General features: G+C 60.3%; 14 protein-coding genes and 1 pseudogene. 5 read left to right on the forward strand and 10 right to left on the reverse strand.

The genetic code is table 11. The features are described 5' to 3' along the window. The first annotated feature begins 418 nt into the window (after positions 1-418). Complete coding sequence (locus PJL15_RS17740; RefSeq protein WP_281452456.1) at positions 419-724, forward strand: heavy-metal-associated domain-containing protein; 306 nt, start codon at positions 419-421, stop codon at positions 722-724. 129 nt (positions 725-853) lie between these two features. After that, positions 854-2,302, forward strand: coding sequence for an MFS transporter (locus PJL15_RS17745; RefSeq protein WP_281452457.1), 1,449 nt, complete (start codon positions 854-856; stop codon positions 2,300-2,302). Positions 2,303-2,379: 77 nt separating this feature from the next. Here the strand turns inward: PJL15_RS17745 and PJL15_RS17750 are convergent, their stop codons facing one another. Continuing rightward, a complete protein-coding gene (locus PJL15_RS17750) occupies positions 2,380-3,639 on the reverse strand; it encodes an MFS transporter (RefSeq protein WP_281452458.1) in 1,260 nt (419 codons plus the stop codon). 108 nt (positions 3,640-3,747) lie between these two features. After that, positions 3,748-5,760 (reverse strand): glycoside hydrolase family 3 protein, encoded by a 2,013-nt coding sequence (locus tag PJL15_RS17755; protein WP_281452459.1) that lies wholly within the window; start codon positions 5,758-5,760, stop codon positions 3,748-3,750. Between the two features lie 294 nt (positions 5,761-6,054). On the opposite strand from PJL15_RS17755, the gene PJL15_RS17760 reads away from it, so the two are divergent. Next, complete coding sequence (locus PJL15_RS17760; protein WP_281452460.1) at positions 6,055-7,086, forward strand: LacI family DNA-binding transcriptional regulator; 1,032 nt, start codon at positions 6,055-6,057, stop codon at positions 7,084-7,086. A 394-nt stretch (positions 7,087-7,480) separates the two neighbouring features. On the opposite strand, the gene PJL15_RS17765 is transcribed toward PJL15_RS17760, so the two are convergent. The 6 genes from PJL15_RS17765 to PJL15_RS17790 form a co-directional block, all read right to left on the reverse strand. After that, entirely contained in the window at positions 7,481-7,573 is a 93-nt protein-coding gene (locus tag PJL15_RS17765; protein ID WP_281452461.1) for a TetR family transcriptional regulator, read from the reverse strand. 305 nt (positions 7,574-7,878) lie between these two features. Beyond that, positions 7,879-8,265: a PAS domain-containing protein gene (locus PJL15_RS17770; protein ID WP_281452462.1), complete on the reverse strand. Its 387-nt coding sequence runs from the start codon at positions 8,263-8,265 to the stop codon at positions 7,879-7,881. Between the two features lie 225 nt (positions 8,266-8,490). Continuing rightward, a complete protein-coding gene (locus tag PJL15_RS17775; RefSeq protein WP_281452463.1) occupies positions 8,491-9,075 on the reverse strand; it encodes a helix-turn-helix domain-containing protein in 585 nt (194 codons plus the stop codon). 133 nt (positions 9,076-9,208) lie between these two features. Further along, the gene (locus PJL15_RS17780) at positions 9,209-9,703 is read right to left on the reverse strand and encodes a RidA family protein (protein WP_348651496.1); all 495 of its coding nucleotides are present in this window, start codon (positions 9,701-9,703) and stop codon (positions 9,209-9,211) included. Further along, complete coding sequence (locus PJL15_RS17785) at positions 9,690-10,793, reverse strand: MalY/PatB family protein (protein ID WP_281452464.1); 1,104 nt, start codon at positions 10,791-10,793, stop codon at positions 9,690-9,692. The genes PJL15_RS17780 and PJL15_RS17785 overlap by 14 nt, the downstream gene beginning before the upstream one ends. Before the next feature lie 116 nt (positions 10,794-10,909). Further along, positions 10,910-12,025 (reverse strand): M24 family metallopeptidase, encoded by a 1,116-nt coding sequence (locus PJL15_RS17790; protein ID WP_281452465.1) that lies wholly within the window; start codon positions 12,023-12,025, stop codon positions 10,910-10,912. A gap of 558 nt (positions 12,026-12,583) precedes the next feature. Here PJL15_RS17790 and PJL15_RS17795 point away from each other — a divergent pair. After that, positions 12,584-13,933, forward strand: a complete 1,350-nt coding sequence (locus PJL15_RS17795; RefSeq protein ID WP_281452466.1) for an MFS transporter — start codon at positions 12,584-12,586, stop codon at positions 13,931-13,933. A 508-nt stretch (positions 13,934-14,441) separates the two neighbouring features. On the opposite strand, the gene PJL15_RS22750 is transcribed toward PJL15_RS17795, so the two are convergent. Beyond that, positions 14,442-14,990 carry an enolase C-terminal domain-like protein gene (locus PJL15_RS22750; protein WP_432443836.1) on the reverse strand — a complete coding sequence of 183 codons (549 nt, stop codon included), beginning with the start codon at positions 14,988-14,990 and terminating at the stop codon, positions 14,442-14,444. Positions 14,991-15,179: 189 nt separating this feature from the next. Between PJL15_RS22750 and PJL15_RS22650 the strand changes: the two are divergent. Continuing rightward, positions 15,180-15,565: pseudogene (locus PJL15_RS22650) on the forward strand (GNAT family acetyltransferase). Positions 15,566-16,115: 550 nt separating this feature from the next. Here PJL15_RS22650 and PJL15_RS17810 read toward each other — a convergent pair. Continuing rightward, a complete protein-coding gene (locus PJL15_RS17810; RefSeq protein ID WP_281452469.1) occupies positions 16,116-17,402 on the reverse strand; it encodes an MFS transporter in 1,287 nt (428 codons plus the stop codon). Between the last annotated feature and the right edge of the window lie 15 nt (positions 17,403-17,417).

Genomic DNA, 17,417 nt, shown 5'->3' on the forward strand with positions numbered 1-17,417 from the left:
GACCTACCACCGCAGGCGTCGGCAACGACGGCTGGGGAAGCTCACGCCCATCGAATATGAAACAATCAACCGGACCGCGCTCACAGCGGCCTAAGACCCCGAGTCAACAAAAGCCGGGGCAGTCCCGAGTCAACAATTGTCGGCTTTGGAGTGTGCGCTGGGTCGGTAACGAGCGCGATAGCTTTTTGACCGAGAAGCGTTGAGATTTGAGCTACTGGTTTCGGTCGTTTGCTGACGTGGATGAAGGCTCTGAGGGGTCGGTGAGATCAGTGCCACGTTGCCTCCTAATACCCCCAGGGGGTATTCTTGGAGTGCTATCAGTGACATGGTATGTCCCCGGCCGCGATGCTGAACCCGCGGCCCTCACAGCCGTCAACCCCAGCACCCATTGATGTTTCGTCAAGAATGGAAAACTGGCATGTCTCAATCTGAAATCCGCCCCGTACTACCCCTGGCTTCGTCGGCTGCGGGGTGCAGCTGTTGCTCCTCCGAGCCGTCGTCTTCGCGTGCCGGCGCGGGTGCCGTAGGGTACACGCTCAAAGGCCTTACGTGCGGGCATTGCGTCCGGACTGTTGAGAAGGCTGTTTCGGCCCTTGATGGAGTGGCGGCTGCTTCTGTTGAGCTCGTTCCGGGCGGCCGTGCCCGTCTGGTGGTTGACGGTGAGGTCGCCGCGTCCGCCATTCGTGAGGCCGTGAGTTCTGCCGGTTACGCCCTGGTCCAGTGACCCCGTGGAACTTCGTGCTTCCCTGCGTCTGCCAGGCATGTCTGAGCCTGCGACGCTACCCCTGAGGGGTATGACTGAGCTTCGTGTTGCCGGACCTGCCCGGTCTGCAACCTTTTTTGAGGAGATGTTATGACGTCAAGAACAGCACAGCGGCGCGGGTTGGTGCCGCTGTTGGTGATCGCGACCGCGCAGTTGATGTTGGTCCTGGACGACTCGATCGTCAACATTGCGCTGCCCAGCATTCAGCAAGAGCTGGGTGTGGGGCCGGTGGAACTGCCGTGGATCGTGAACGTGTACATCCTCGCGTTCGGTGCCTTGCTGCTGCTGGGCGGCCGGGTTGGGGATCTCCATGGGCGCCGGCGTGCCTTGAGGGCCGGCTTGGTTATTTTTGTACTGGCCTCATTGGCCGGAGGACTCGGTATCAACAGCGAGACGCTTATCGCAGCCCGGGCCATCCAGGGACTCGGGGCGGCTTTGGTGGCCCCGAACGCGCTGGCGCTGATCACGACGACCTTTTCGGACCGAAAGTCCCGGGATGCCGCCTTGTCACTGTACGGTGCGATGGCTGGCCTGGGGATCGTTGTCGGGCTGCTCTTGGGCGGTGTCCTGACTGGCACTTTTGGGTGGCGGTGGGTGTTCTTCATTAACGTCCCGATCGGAATCCTCGTACTGCTGGGCAGCCGGACCCTGGTCGGAGCAGACAGGCATTCCGGCAGCCTCGATGTCCCGGGAGCAGTACTGGGAACCGGCGGCATGGTCGCCCTGGTCTATGCCATCACCCGTTTTGGTGAGGACGGCTTCACCGATGCGACCGGGCTGGGACTTATCGGCGCGGCGATCGTGCTGCTCGCAGCGTTCGTCTTCACCCAGAACCGCAGCCACACCCCGCTGGTCCCCCTGAGCCTGTTCCGGGACCGCAGCCGTGCTGGGGGCTACGCATCCATGCTCCTGCTGGCGATCGGCCCGATGGGTACCTTCTACGTGGTCACCCTCTACCTGCAGCAGGTCCAGCACTACAGCCCCCTGCAAGCCGGGGTGAGCTGGCTGCCCTTCGCTGCCGGCTTGGTGCTGGGGGCAGGTACTGCCCCGAAGCTTCTGAACCGGGTTGCGCCGCGTTTCGTCGCTGCGGTTGGTGCACTGCTCAGCGCCACGGCAGCCTTCTGGTTCTCCTTCATTCAGGTCGACACGAATTACTGGCTGCAACTGGCACCGGCGATGTTCGTGATCGCAGTCGGTTTCGGCCTCGTTGTAATCACGCTGACTCAGGCAGCGGTCTATCACGTCGACAGCGACAAGGCTGGCGTTGCTTCGGCCCTTCTCAACTCAGCCCAGCAGATCGGCGTCGCACTCGGCCTGGCCATTCTGGCAGGCGTAGCCGCGACCGTGTCCGGCAACGCCCGAAATTCCGACCTCGCAGAGGCCGGGCAGCTGGTTACCGGGTATGGAACGGCGCTTGGAGTTGCCGCCGGTCTGCTGCTGGCAGGAGGAGTGTTGGCTCTGGTCACCCTGCCAGCCCGGACAATCAGCGAATCCGAGACAAAGACGACCATGACCCCGGGAGTAGAAGCGGAACACTAGACAAAGGCCGAAGACCCGACGTGCCCGCACCGGTATCGGTGTGGGCACGTCGGGTCTTTCGGTTGTCGGGCTGGTCGTTAGCGCACGCCCTTCACTTTGAGTACCGCGAGTGCGCCGATGATGGTGCACGCGCCGGCGACGAGGAACAGTACTGAGTAGTTCCCGCCGCCGATGACGAGGATCGCTGGCGCGATTGCCGGGGCGATGGATTGCGGGAGCGCGCTGGCGATGTTGAATACGCCGAGGTCTTTGGCAGCATTTTCGCGGTTGGGCAGTACGTCGGTGACGAGCGCGAGGTCAACTGCGAAGTAGATACCGATGCCGGCACCGGTGATCGCCATCGCGATGAGGAACGCATTCATTTCAGAGGAGAGCGCGACGACGATCAAGCCGATGCCGTAGACGAGCGCCGATGAAAGGACGAAGATCTTCCGTCGGCCGGTTGAATCGGAGAGTTTGCCGCCGACGAGGCTGAACAGGATCCAGCAGATCGATGAGACGACAGTGGCGATGAAAATGCTGTCCGGGAGCTCCCCTTCGGAGATGCCGATCTTGTTCAGCAGGTAGAAGGCTTGGTAGGTGAGCAGGAAGGACTGTCCCATGACGAACAGGAAGCGGCTGATCCAGGCCCAGGCGAAGTCCGGGGCCTTGCGTGGGTTGGTGTAGAAGGTGGAGGCGAACTCCTTGAATGACCATGCATGCTTGTCGTCGCCCGAGAGCCTGCGGTCCCTGAGGACGAGCATGAAGACGACCACGAATACGGCTGTGATGGCCATGGGGAACAGGAACATGGCGAGCTGTCCCAGTGGGGCTACGAGCTGAACGACGTATGCGCCGACCAAGAGCGCGATCGGTGCGCAGATGCCCAGCACTCCGGAAACGATCCCTCGCTGCCTTTCCGGAATCTGGTCTGCCATGATGGCGACGACGGCGGCCAGGAGAGCGTTGAAAGAGAGCTGGGTGATGGCCCAGCCAATCACTACGGTCCAGAGCGCGGGTGCCATCGCGACGATGGTCAGGCCTGCGATTGCGCCGACGAGGCCGACGATCATCCAGGGTCGGCGCATGCCGAGCCTGGCGGTGGTCCGGTCGCTGAGCCGTCCGAAGAAGGGGTTCCCGAACAGTGCGAGCAAGGCGCCGATGCCGGTGACCAGTCCGAGTGCTCCGGGTGCCGCGGCCGCGCCGACGAGGCCGTTGATTTTCAGCGGGAGCGTCACCAGGATCGGTGCCAGGAGCGCAAGCCACACGCCCATGTAGGCCAGGACGTAGAGGGTTATGAAGCCTACTCCTACGCGATTGATAATCGCTGTGGCGGAGGTGTTGGGAGCATCGGACATGATCCGATTCCTTTCTGATGAGTGCCGGGTGTTTCAGGCCCGGCAGGGTGCTCCGAGAAGGCGTAGGTTGCGTGGAGCACGGAGGTTTTTGGGGGTAAGTCTCTGGTCCTACAGGGAGGACAGGCGTGCGAGCAGGTGCTCGCGTTTGGTATCGGCGAGGTCGGCGGCGACCATGGCCACGACGGAGGTCACATCCATGCCCAGGGATACATTGAGCATGGGATGGATGAGCAGTTCGGGGAGTTCTTCGGTGAGAATTCCCTCGGCTTCGGGGTCTTTGAGCAGCAGCCCGATGCTGGTCCGGTGGAGTCGGTAGCGGCCGCCCTTACGACGGGAGAGCGTCGTGGATGCCTTCTCTTCATCGGTGGGGTGCGGACGGGGCTGCCAGTCCTGGTATCGCAGGCCGAAGCCGAATTCGAAGGCCGGGCTTTCGCTGTCCGATGGCACATCGGGTCTGCTCGCCTCGACGGCGGCCATGGAGGAGGGCAGTTCGATCGGCAGCTTTCCCAGCGGCTCGGCCTCGCCGAAGATGACGCGGGCGAAGGCCTCGTCGCTTGCCCCGAACTCGGCGATCAAGGAAGCGGCGTGTGGGAGCAGCGGCGTGAGGATCGCACCACGGTCCAGGTAGACGCCCACGACGGTGGGTAGGACGCTGGCGATGTCTTTCAGGTGCTCGATGTCCTCGTCCGGGAAGTTCAGGGACCCGGCGTGGAAGAACGATTCGAGGTCTCCGGGGTTTCCGCGCTGTTCAAAGGGAGCCGCGATACGGACGATCGCGACGTCGGCCTCATGGGCGGTCGCCACAACGTTGGCCCTTCCCGCCAAGGCGAGGGGGTCCATCCCTTCGACGTACACGTTGATGCCGTGGTCCAACGGGAGGCGGGCGCGCTTGGGGCTGTTCACGAGCAGTGTGTGAGCAGCCGCCTGTGCTTCGAGCCCGGCTTTGCGGGCGTCAGTGGCTCCGACGACACGTTCGGCGCGTTCCACATCGACCAGCGGGGCGTCGAATAGGCCCAGCGTGAACTTTTCCCGCAGCAAGCGCCGTGCCGACTCGTCGATGCGGGCTTCACTTACCAGGCCGGTACGGACCAGCTTGATCAGGATCTCGGGGATGGCCTCGCCCCCGAACTGGTCAAGGCCCGCCTCGAGGGCTTTGACCATCCGTTCTTCGAAGCTCAGGTGCTCCACGCCCCACGGGGTGGCCCCGATGATGCCCCAATCGCTGCACACGACGCCCTCGAACCCAAGATCCTTGCGCAGCAATTCGGTGATGATTTCCTTGTTGAAGCTGAACCCGACCTCCTCATACGTGGTGCCCATCGGGACGCCGTAGTACGGCATTATCTGGGAGATGCCGGCCGCCAGGACGTCCCTGAACGGCTGCAAGTGCATCTCCCACAGCCCGCCCGGGTAGACCTGCTCCTTGCCATAGGCGAAATGGGGATCCTCCCCATCGAGTTGGGGGCCGCCGCCGGGGAAATGCTTGCCCATGGCAGCGACCGATGCCGGGCCGAGTCCGTCCTTGCCCTGCAGGCCGCGGACGTACGCCACCGCGAGCCGGGAGGTTATTTCCACGCTCTGCCCGTAGGTGCCCCCGGCGCGGGCCCAGCGCGGATCAGTTGCCAAGTCAAGTTGGGGGTGCAGGGCAAGCGAGATGCCAACCGCGCGGTATTCCTGACGGACGATGTCAGCGAAATGCTCCGTCAGTTCCGGATCGTCCAGGGCGCCGAAACCAAGGGGCTCAGGCCACTGAGAGAACGGCCCCGCCCCGAGGCCGGTGCCAGGGTTGTTCCCGAACGCATGGCGCGGGTCACTGGATATCGTCACCGGGATCCCGAAGGGTTGCTTCCTCACCTCTTCCTGCACCGCGTTCGCCCACTGCGCCAATTCACGGGCCTTCGGAGCCTGCAGGGTGTTGAAATGATTGATCTTCCGTTCAAACAGCGTCCGGGTCGACGGATATCCGATCGGACCGGGGGCGTCGAAGTCCCCAACCGCGGCAAGCGGCTGGAACATCAGCCCCACCCGGTCTTCCAGGGGTAAACGGAGGATGAGATCCTCGGCCCTCTGCATCGGGCTCAAAGTCGGATCCTGGTAGGGGTAAAGCGCTTCGCTGGACACGAAGGGACCTGCTCTCAAGGACGAAGGCGGCTGTCAGGGCACACATCGCTTCCACGCGAGAGCGCCACAGCCGGCCAAGGGTGAACGTCTGCAACATCAGTGGAGGGGCGCCGGCGGCATCGCCAGGCTCCCTCGAAGCGCCGCACAGGACCGAGGACCTCATGAGTCCTCATCCCGTCGCGCCAGGATTAACCGAAAGAAAATCCTGAACAAACTGGTGAATCCTGTCACTGAATCCTGTCAGTGACACCATTCAGTGTTAGGCTTATCACGTCAGTTGTCAAGAGTTCCGCGATGAGGGAGGTCAGTGAAACTGTGTCGGCCAACACCCAAAAACGTGTGACCAGCCAAGATGTTGCCCGGGAAGCCGGTGTGGCACGTTCAACGGTCAGCTATGTGCTCAACCGGACTCCCCACCAGACCATCCCGGACAGCACCCGCAAAAGAGTGCTCCAGGCGGCCGAGCGGCTGGGCTATACGCCCTCCTCCGCTGCGCGCACGCTCAGGCGTGGCCGATCGGATGTCGTGCTGTGCATCCTTCGCGCTTGGCCTTTTGGATCGGCGGCGGGGACCCTGCTCGCCGAGCTGACTGCCTCCTTTAGCGAACGGGGGCTCAGCCTGGTGACCCACATCGAAGGCGCCGGAATGAAGACCCCGGACAAGGTATGGCAAGAAATCTCGCCCGCTGCCGTCCTGACCTACCACCCTGTCCCGCGGGATACCGAAAGGGCCATGCGCTCAGCTGGGGTCCAGTCCGTGGTGGTCCTCTTTTCCGCGGAAAACGAAACGGCCGGAAACCTCATCCGCCCCGACGGCAGGATCGGCCGCATGCAGGCCGAGCACGTGATCGCTGCAGGCCATCAACGGATCGGGTACGCCTACCCAGAGCCGCCAGCGCTTCAGGACTTCGCGGGACCGCGGCTCCAAGGGGTGAAGACGGTGTGCTCCGAAGCCGGGCTCCTTCCACCCGACGTCTGTACCGTCCCACTCGACGCGCAATCGGCTTCCAACGCCATCAAACACTGGCAGTCCCTCCCCCAGCCGGTCACTGCCGTCTGCGCCTATAACGACGAAGTGGCACAGGCACTGATCGCCGGAGCACGGCTCTCTCGCGTGGACATTCCCGGGGAGCTGGCCATTATCGGCGCCGACGACATTCCAACAGCCGCTTTGGCGACCCCACCGCTCACAACCATTCGGATCGACCACATCAGCGAGGCGCGGCGAATCGTCGACACTGTGACTGCCACGCTGGCAGGCAAAGAACCACCTGCCTCTTGGGATACCGCTGAGCTCTTCACTGCGGTCATCCGCGAGTCGGCCTGACGGCACCGTTCGTGAACGTGGAAGCCTCCGCCTCGGCATCGCGGGCACCGGAAACCGCTGCCCTCTCCCCCTAAGCAGCAGTCCGCGAGCAGGAAGCAAGCAGGGAAGCATCATGACCTCGCCCGCACCACCGTCCGAACCTTCGGCTTTCCGGGTGAGCCTGCGTTGGCTGAGGCCGAACTCATGACCACCGCCGTCAAAAAGACCGGCAGTCAATGATCGGGTTCAACCACCGCCGACCACCCCGGCCCAGACCAAGGAGCTGATCGTCGAGGGCCGGGAAAGGAGTCCGCAGGGTGTGCTCCTGTCTCTGGTAAAGGTCGAAAGCCCGGGCCGCGTAAATCGGCAGGTCCAAAGCATCAAATTCAGTCTCCTCGACCACCGCGACCACGCGCTAGGAGAAGACCTCGTCAAACAACTGCTCCTTGCTGCCGAAGTACCGGTACAGCATCGCCTTGTTGGCCAGTGCCTCGTCAGTAAACGGCAAGCCCTTGTCGGGGGCAGGCTGGGTGAGACACGGCCAAGGCTCAGCGTCAAGGTGCTCGATCGTCGCTTGCGATGCTGCCCCTACTTTGCTGTTTCTGATGACCCATTCGCATAGCGCTGCGGTAAGCGACGGCCAGGTTCAGGTGTGAGGCGTCGCCCCGGCGCTTCTCTCTTCTCTTGTCAGGCTGATTCGCTACCACCTCACGTCAGATTGGGGTGTTGTTCTGTCGAGCCGTAATGTAACGAGGGGCAGGTACACCCCAGGTTACGGTGAAGGAAAGCCTGGGCGCCGCTCCTTTTCACAATTCAGTCCTGATTTGCGAGGACCTGAGCCGTTACGTCCTCTGCTCCGTGAAGGACATACCTGATGTCGCCATTCGAGTCAGAAACCGGTGCATTCAGGGGTTGCCAATAGCGCTCTTCGTAGGATCCGTCGGGGAGTTCCATGTCGTACCGCTGGATCGGAAGGATATCGGTTTCCCGGGTCGCGAGAACGCGCTCAATGGATTGCCGGAGGACCGTAGTCCCGTTGGCGGTGGGGTCGTTAGGGTTGTCGGGGAAAGTGACAAGGATGTCGCGGCCTAAGATGTCGTTGCGTTGCTTTCCCGTGGCAGCGAGAAAACTGTCGGTCGCGGCAACTATTAGCCGTTGCGGGTCGATGACGATGTACTGATTCGGCAAGTTTTCAAACATCTGCCTAAAGTCCGGATTATTCCGGATTCAACGTACATTCTTGCTTCGTTCATGCGGCACCTCTCTGGTGTTACACAGGCGGCCTCGTTGGGGCCGTCAAATTCTTTTGGATTCTGGCAATGTGGAGCATGGCATGGGATATGTCCCTCGTATTTGAGACCTTGTAAACCTGACATGCGGTATTAGTGTTGCGGCCGAGACTGCTTCGTGACCTTGGAGTGGGCCCTAACGACCGACTGCAGGTACTAGGATCCAGATGACGTCCGCCCCATGATGCTCATCAGGATTGCGATATGAGTGCGGTTCCCGGCCAGCAAATGTGATGGCTTGGCCAGCTACCAGTTTCACTTTTCTGTTCGAAAAGAGAATTTCGACTTTTCCACTCAGGACGTAGGCGGTCTGGGTATCGCAGAACATGGGGTACAGATCGTCACCCGTTGAGGCGCCTGGCTCCAGCTCCGTATGAGTGACAGTGACGCCCTTCGTAGTACTAGGGGTCAAGAGACTATGGTTGATCCCTTGTTTCGACGATGTCCCCACTACGATCTGGCCCTTGGAAACTATCTCCGTGACCTCTTCGGAGAGTATCTCAGAGGCCTCAATCCTGAGGGTGTGACAAAGAACCATCAAGGTCGAGACTGTCGGCGAAACAGCGTCACGTTCAAGTCGGGATAGATACCCCTTTGATAAACCGGATGCATCAGCAACTTGCTGCATGGTCAAGCCTTGAGCGATGCGAACCGCCTTAAGGCGGGGGCCAATTGAGAAGGACTCGCTGACGCCGTCAACGGCGATAGAACGCGTGTTCAAAGTGAACCTTTCATCTCAGATCCGCTCTGGCTTGCGTCACAAGCCCGTGTCGGTCTTCCTCCATGCCGGCTGATTCCCGACCCGGCTTCCTAGGTTTGGCCCTCTTCCTCAGAACCGCCCAAAACAACAAATTCTAACAAGGTGTCGCCTCAAAGAGACGTTTCCCGATTAATCTGTTTTCAGGTCCCCCCACTGCTGCGATGACTTCGATCTCTACGAGGGCGCGGGAATTCGGGAGTGAACTGACAGCCACACAGGAACGTGCTGGCAAGATTGTCCCAAAGTATGAGCTATAGACGTCGTTCACAGCGGCGAAGTCTTCAATGCGCCGCAGGAAGACCGTTGCCTTGAGGACGTTCCGCAGACTGGCACCCGCTCTATCGAGGATTGCTGACAGATTTGCTATGACCTGATGCGTTTGAGCCCCGGCATCACCCGGTTCGACCACCTCCCCGGTCAATGGATCAATAGGCAATTGACCGCTGACGTACAGAATTCCTGCGTAGTAGGTGCTCTGCGAGTAAGGACCGGCCGCGGGGGGCGCGGCTGGGGTTGACATCCGGTGAATAGCTTCCGGTGTTGGCGTCGGGACACCCATGTAATCCTCCTGTATCTCAGATGAGTTCATTTCTTGGCCTGGTCGATCTGGTGCTTTGGAATGCCTCGGAGATCGCGGCGAGGATTTCTTCCAGGACCGGGTAAGGGGTTGCGAAGTTGAGGCGTGCGAAACCGGGCCCGGGAGATCCAAAATCAGCCCCTTCCACGAGCGCCACCCTGGCTCTCTGGCTGATGTGCGCCGAGGGACAATCCGCCCACTCTGTTTGGCGGAAGTCGATCCAAGCAAGGTAACTCGCGTCGGGAATGCGGTAGCCGACCCCCGGCAGCGAATCACAAATCAGCTCAGCGAGCCGCCGCCGGTTTTCATTGAGATAGTCCAACAGGTTCTCTAACCATCCTCGCCCGTCGTTGTATGCCGCTGCAGTGGCCCACAGGCCGGGCGTGCTGGCACTGTGGGAGAGCATGGCGTTGAGTCTTTGGGCGGTCGCGCGGTCACGTTCGGCGACGACAACGTGGGCAGCATTGATTCCACCCATATTCCATCCCTTGGTCGCCGACACACCAGTCATTGCGTGGCCAGTGGCAGCGTCGGTCACGGACGCATAGGGAACGTGCCGCTGATCTTCTCCTGCGGCTGATGTGTTGTACGTCAGTGGGCCATGAATCTCATCGCTGAAAACCCGCCCGCCATGGGCCTCCACGATCTCCGATAGGCTTGTCAGCTCGGCTCTTGTAAAGACAGTGCCCGTGGGGTTGTGCGGGTTGCACAGAATCAGCGTGCCGGCGCCTTTGGCGAATGCCCGCTCGATATCATCCAAGTCAAGACACCATCGACCATCCACACACTGCATGGGACTCTCAATCACGTTCCAACCCAGCTCGGTCGGGACATGGAGGAAGGGTGGATAGGAAGGAGTCGGAACGACAACGTCTTTTTTCTCTCCTGCAAAGAAGAGAAAGTATGCCTCAAGGGCGTGGACGAGGCCCCCGATTGTGACCACATCCTGTCGCTCAACGTCCCAGTCGTACTGGTCCACCAACCATTGCCTCATTGCCTCAGCTGCCGTTTCGATCACAGCCTGGTGCGGGTAGCCAAAGTCGCCCTTCTCGATCGCAGACCGAAGCGCGGAGACAATTTCTCCCGCCGGGGCGAAGTCCATCTCCGCTACGGCTGCGCCGAAAAGGTTGGACCCGAGTGTCCATTTGGCGCGTCCCATGCCCCGCAGCGCTTCGGAATCATAGGCTTCGAATAATTTCCGCGGGTTACGTAACAACGTCATTTGATGAAGAGTTCACGATCGAAGTGGGTCAGGACCTCGCAGCCATCTTCGGTGACCGCAATGGTCTCCGAAATGTTGAGCCCGTTGGCAGAGATATAGGCATGGAAGGTCATGCCTGCTTCGAAACAGAAATCGGCATTGTGGGTCACTTCAAGCTTTTCGTACGAATTAGGCCACAGGATCATGCCAATGCCATAGAAGGTCTTGTTGGGATACCGCTCAACCCACTTGGTCCCCAGCACACCTTCGCGGATGATCCGGTCCGGCACGGAACAGTGGACGCCGGCCTTAACGGTGGCCAAGGCCTCATCCTGAACTTCCGCAAACCGGCGGAATGTGTCTATCATCTTCTTTTCCGGCTCTCCGATCACGATGGTCCTCATTGAACGGGCGTGATAATTCTTCTTGTGTGCCGTCATTTCAAGGAAGACCAAGTCCCGGTCCGATAGGACGCGATCGCTGTACCAGTTGTGAATGTGATGGGCCCGGTCTCCGGAGGCAATCGGACCGGGATCACTAAAGTCACTGCCTCCGCGAACAGCCGCGGTTGACGTAGCGATTGCGATATCACGCTCCGTCCCCCCTGCCCGTGCCGCCTCAATGCCTGCGGCGTGCATCAGACCGACTACCTGGCCGGCTTCCCTGAGGTACCCCAGTTCAGCGGGAGACTTAATGAACCTCATCGACTCCAGTTCCTCACCGAGATCAACGAACTCGATCCCGTTAGTGCCAAGCACCGAATGAATGAGTGAGAACGGGGCTCGCCATGAACCACCGTCGAAGCCTACGCGGCCGGCTACCGACGCCTCCGACAGTGCCCGCCGCACAACCTCCGCAGCCGTTTCGCCGTCATACCAGAGCAGGTAGTTGTCCGGCCAAGCGCCTGTCGTGAGGAAATGGTGCTCCTCGGCCTTCCGGAGCACCGTGAGCGGTGTGCCGGAAGACGCGAGAAGCGCAAACTGGAACGACGTGCTGTAGCCCTGGGTGTAGAAACCCGTCAGATACGTCACCATCTCGGGCTCGAACACCATAAGGTAGTCCAACTCCCGATCCGCCATGTACTTCCGCGCTTTGTCAACGCGGGTCATGTATTCAGCGCTTGCAAACCACATGAGAACTCCTTAACTCGGCCAACCAGGCCCTACGAACGTTTCGTTAACGGCAGAAGCACCCATGAGCGCTTCCGGTTTCACCAGCAATCGTTGATCGAACCGTGCAGCTGCTGACATGCGACGTTGCCCGTCCAACAGCCTGCGTAAGTACTCCCACTAGTTCGACCAAAGGTGCCTATCGATGAAACATATGTTTCATGGAAACCCAAAAAATTTTCCTTGTCAAGGTCGGCCCTCTGCAAAGGTCAGGCTCGACGACTCACGGATTGGGTGGTTCAACTTAGGACAAGATCGCCCAGGCTTTGGTATCAATCGCAGACCCGGCAACGTCGTTTTGAAGATTCTCTTGACAGGCGACAGTGTGAGCCGTTTCATATAAACAACACAAGTTGCTTGCTACCTGTTATCTGCATTTCCTTCGGCAGGGGACGAAGCGAAGCAACCGGTGCTACGGCTGAAAGAGCCGCAACTCTGCCAGGCAATACAGGTATTCCAGACGACGAAGTCCGGATGTATAAGACACTTAGATCTCCTCGGAGATCGACGTTAGGAAGTCAGATGTCCACTAATGAACAGGCCCGTTCGCTCCGTCGCGGGGTCACGGCCGCCGCGCTGGGCAATATCATCGAATGGTTCGACTACGGGGTCTACAGCTTTGCAGCTGTCACCATTGGAACCCACTTTTTTGCCACCACGGACCCGTCCACCGCAGCTATCTCTTCGTTTGCCGTTTTTGCGCTTTCTTTCCTTGTGCGCCCCGTGGGCGGTGTTGTCATCGGCGTTTTGGGAGACCGTCGCGGTCGTCGTGACATGCTCATGCTTACGGTGGGACTGATGTCCGCAGCGACTGTGGCGATCGGGTTGTTGCCCACATATGCCCAAATAGGCTTCTTGGCACCAGCACTTCTCACCTTGGCCCGCCTAATTCAGGGGTTCTCTGCGGGTGGCGAGTACGGCGGCGCGAACACGTTCATGGCCGAGGTCTCGCCAGCAGGACGTCGGGGCTTTTTCGCCAGCATTCTCGAATCAGGGGTTCTCGTCGGATATTTGGGCGGCGCCGGCGTGGTGGTAGGCCTCATGTCGGCTCTCTCGGAGGATGCCTGGCAAGCCTGGGGCTGGCGCATCCCTTTCATCGTTTCTTTGCCTCTGGGAGTCTTGGCTTTACTACTCCGCAGGCACCTGGAAGATACCCCGGTGTTTGAGAAGATGAAGGCGGCAGCTGAGCTCACCCGTTCGCCGCTCCTCGATACGTTCCGCCGCGCGCCCCTTCCCTTGCTCGTCACCTTATTGATTGTGGCCTATGCAAACGGGGCGTACTACCTGATCCTGACGTTCCTGCCCTCATACGCACAGACTGAACTCGGTCTCTCGGCCAATCTATCGTTGACGCTCAGCATTGTGGTGATGCTCGCGCTGCTCCTGACGATCCCATTGTTTGGTCGGCTCGGAGACAGGATCGGACGGACCAAGCTCATCACAGCATCCGTGATCGCCCATTTCGTTCTGGCCATCCCTGCGGTCTTGCTGCTTACGTCGGGAAATGTGGTGGCAGTTTTCGCTGCCACGTTGATTCTTGGTGTGGCGATTGCACCAATGGCCTCACAATACGCCGCAGCCCTAACAGTGTTGTTCCCGCGGTCTATCCGATACACCGGATTCACCTTGTCATTCAACGTCGCGACAGCAATCTTCGGTGGATCGGCTCCGTTCCTCGTCGGGAGCCTCCTGTCCGCGACCGGCAATCACCTCATCATTGCATTCTTCCTCATGGGCACAGCGATTCTGGCGGGTATCGGCATCAAGCTCCTGCCTGAAACAAGGCACATGAGCGCTGACCATGACGAAAGCATGGGCGGGTCCGGAATCTCGCGCTCCCCTGAAGCGAGTGCTGTGACAGCTGACAGATGACGGTGATGCTTAGCATCTGAAGGTGCCTTGTCTGTTCACCGGTGGCTGGAGTAGCCCCAAGCCACCAGGCATACCTTCGGCAGTTATCCGCTGGACACTAGGGCTTGATTGTAGCTATTCGCTACGATCAAGCCCCTGGCGTTCTTGAGCCGAGTGAGGCTGCTGCAAGTTCACGACGTCCACGGTGTGTTGGAGGTAATCAAATAAGCTGCTGCTTGGGTACTTGAAGGCGCAGGCATCCGGATGCCTGGCAGGACCTAACCCGCTTCAGAATCAGGAGTAGAAGATCGGCAGCGACTGACGCGCCTGGAAGAATCCTGGACGTGGCGCGCAACGCCCGTAAGGTCCCGACTTGCGACGCCGCGATGCTCGCTGTCAGTAGCTGGAGGCTGAAATAGTCGCGGTAACACAAATGCGCCGAACGCTGACGAAGCAGCGTTCGGCGTATTAGGGCTGTTAGTGCAGCGACGAACCGACAGGAACTGTTGTTTCGGTAAAGAATCCGTGTCTATTTGGAACCCCAGGCCCGGGGTCTCGGGTACGTCGAGCCAACCATCGGTGTGTTCAAGTGGGGCATCGACCAATGCCGTCCGGAACGGGTGCGATGAGGTGTCGTATTCAACAGGGGCTGTGGTGCGAACAGCGCGTGATGGGTGGTCGGCGTGTTCGCGATGGCGTGCAGGGATGCGTATTGGCCGATGGCTGTTCCCCAGACGTGGGGGTTCACCTGGACTCCGCCGGCCTGTGCGAGGACGTTGATGTGTTTGAGCGCGGTGAAGCCGCCGGCGAGGCAGATATCGTGTTGGGCGAAGTCGATGGCGCCGGCGTTGATGAGATCCTGGAATCCGTACAGGGTGAATTCGGCTTCTCCGCCGGCAATGGGGGTGTCGAGGGCATCCCGGACGCGTCGGTAGCCGGCGCCAAAGGCATCGCCATCGGCAGCGCCGGGGAAGAACTGTCCCGAGGGCCGAGACCACGAAGCGAGACCGTAGGGACGGAGTGAAATTCTCCAGCCGCCCGGCGTGTATGTGCATAGCCGTTCTTGCTGAGTTTGAATTCCCGGTCGATATAGGGAATCGCCGGTAACAGTGAATCAGGCTTCTATGGGGGATAAAGCGGCACCCAGGCCGGTATTCTTGGTTGCGCTTTCGCGCCCCCTGGAGCGGCGCTCCACCTTCTGTCCGCCAGACCAGTCCGAGGACCCGTAACGACTGCAGTAATTTTTCGGAGCTTCATCACCGAAGACATGGATTCCGTGTTGGAGCTGTGGAGCATTTGTGGACTTGTGCGCCACTGGAACGATCCTAGAAAAGATATAGAGCGAAAGCTCCTGGTGCAGCCCGAGCTTTTCGTAGTGGCACATGACGGCCAGCGTGTGGTTGGGACGGCCATGTCAGGCCATGACGGCCATCGGGGCTGGATCCACTATTTCGCTGTCCACCCGAAGAGCAGGGCTGCGTGCTGGGCCGCGGACTTGTCCAGGATGTCGAGCAGCGGCTCGGTGCATTGGGTTGTCCCAAGATCCATCTCAATGTCCGAAGAACTAATGCGGATGCCGCTCATTTTTGGCGCGCCGTTGGATTCGAACCCAGCGACTCGCTGACGTTCGCCAGACGTCTCATTACAGACTGATCCGCAGAGTGAACTAACTACGTTCTCTTCCTCGCAGCTAACTGTGGTGCGTCCGCGAGGGCCGGCATGCTGGTCCTCCCCTGTGGAAATTCAGTCGGCTAATGCATCCGAGCGGCAGCGGGCTCATGGTCTCCCTAGTGCGTCGGGAGGGCAGCGTTGCGGCGGCTAGAATTCCAGCAGCCACCAGTAGCCTGGCGGCGACGAGTGCTCCGCTCTAGCCTGCCATCAGCTTTCGGACCCTCTGCCAAGTTGACGTGTTCAAAGTTGCCGCTGATGGTTGCGGAGATGCCAGCCAGACCAGCCAGTCCAAGGGTGACACCGATCGGTTGTATCGTGTTCAGCAGGGCGGAGGCAGTTCCGGCGTCCTGTTCCCTGATGTGGAAGACCTCGGCTTGGGTAAGGGTGATGATGCCGAGCCCGAAGCCAAGGGCGAGCTGACAATGCGCTCGGCTGGATTTCCCAGCCGAGCGCTGCCATTCTTTAGTTACCGAAACCAGTTCCCTTGCTTGGCCGCAGGTGCCAGTAACCGGCCCGGATCGGGATGCCCGTGTTACCGTACCTTTTTGACGGGGAGAATCGTTAGTGCCCCCAGCAGGGCGATGCCGGCCGCTACGGCGAGCAATAGGTCGTAACGGCCTCCGCCCATCGTGACCAGCGCTGCAGAGACTGCCGGGGCCAGCGTCTGCGGACCGGTCATGGCGATGTTGAATACGCCAAGGTCCTTCGCGGTGTCTTCCGGGTTCGGAAGGACGTCGATAACGAGGGCGAGGTCAACGGCGATGTAGATGCCGAAGCCAATGCCGATAACGAGTTCTGCCCAGTAGAACCCGCTGGTGGAGTCGGCAACAGTCAGCATCCAGGTGCCAATGCCGAAAATTATGGCAGACGTCCAAATGAAAACTTTTCGTCGCCCGAGCCGATCGGAAATCCACCCAGCAATTTGGCCCGCCGTAACCAGGGCAAGCGTGTAAATGAGAACGCCGGTTGCCAGCGCGCCTGCAGCATCCTGCTTGGACAGACCCAAATCCTGCTGCAGGTACAGAAGCCGGAAGGTGACGAACATGAACATCGCCAGGACTACAAGGAAACGGGACACCCATGCGAAAGCAAAGTCAGGGTTTTTGCGGGGGTTGACCCAGAAGGTCTTAAGGGCGGTCTTCAGGCCTCCCTCGGAGACCGGACGGCGTCCCATCGGCTGGTCCGGCAGCACGAAGGCGAAGACAAGAACCAGCAAGAGAGCGAGGATGCCGGGGACCAAGAAAAGCAGGAGCATATTCTGCCCGAAAAGGCTTGCCGAGTAGGCTGCGCCGAGGGAGGCGGCCTGGGAAGCGATGCCGATCATGCCGCTGACCTTGCCCCGCTGCCACTGGGGTACCTGGTCCGCCAGGGTGGCCGTATGCGCAGCGACCGCCGCGTTGCCAAGGGCCTGCGCGAAGAACCAGCCGATACCCAGCACTAGGGCATTCGGAGCCATGGCAATGACAGCCAGGCATGCCAGGAGCCCCACAGCTCCAGCAATCAGCCACGGACGACGGCGGCCGAAACGTCCAACCGTGCGGTCACTGAGTCGGCCAAAGATCGGGTCGAAGAGGAGGGCGGCGAGTGCGCCCATGGAGATGACGGCGCCGAGCGTAGGGGCCACATCCTTCGCCGGAACCAATGACTGCACCTTGAGCGTCATGCCGGCCACGATGGGCATAAAGAGGGCAATCATCAGACCCAGGCGGGCGAGCACCATCGTTGCGATGACACTGGCCTTGGCCTTTTCGACGGGAACGGGAGCGTAGGACAACGACTTGGGCGCTTCAGGTCCTGCAGCAGAATCAGACACAACCATGGGTCTCATTGCTTT

It is taken from the genome of Paenarthrobacter nitroguajacolicus (assembly GCF_029952445.1).
GTDB lineage: Bacteria > Actinomycetota > Actinomycetes > Actinomycetales > Micrococcaceae > Arthrobacter > Arthrobacter nitroguajacolicus_B.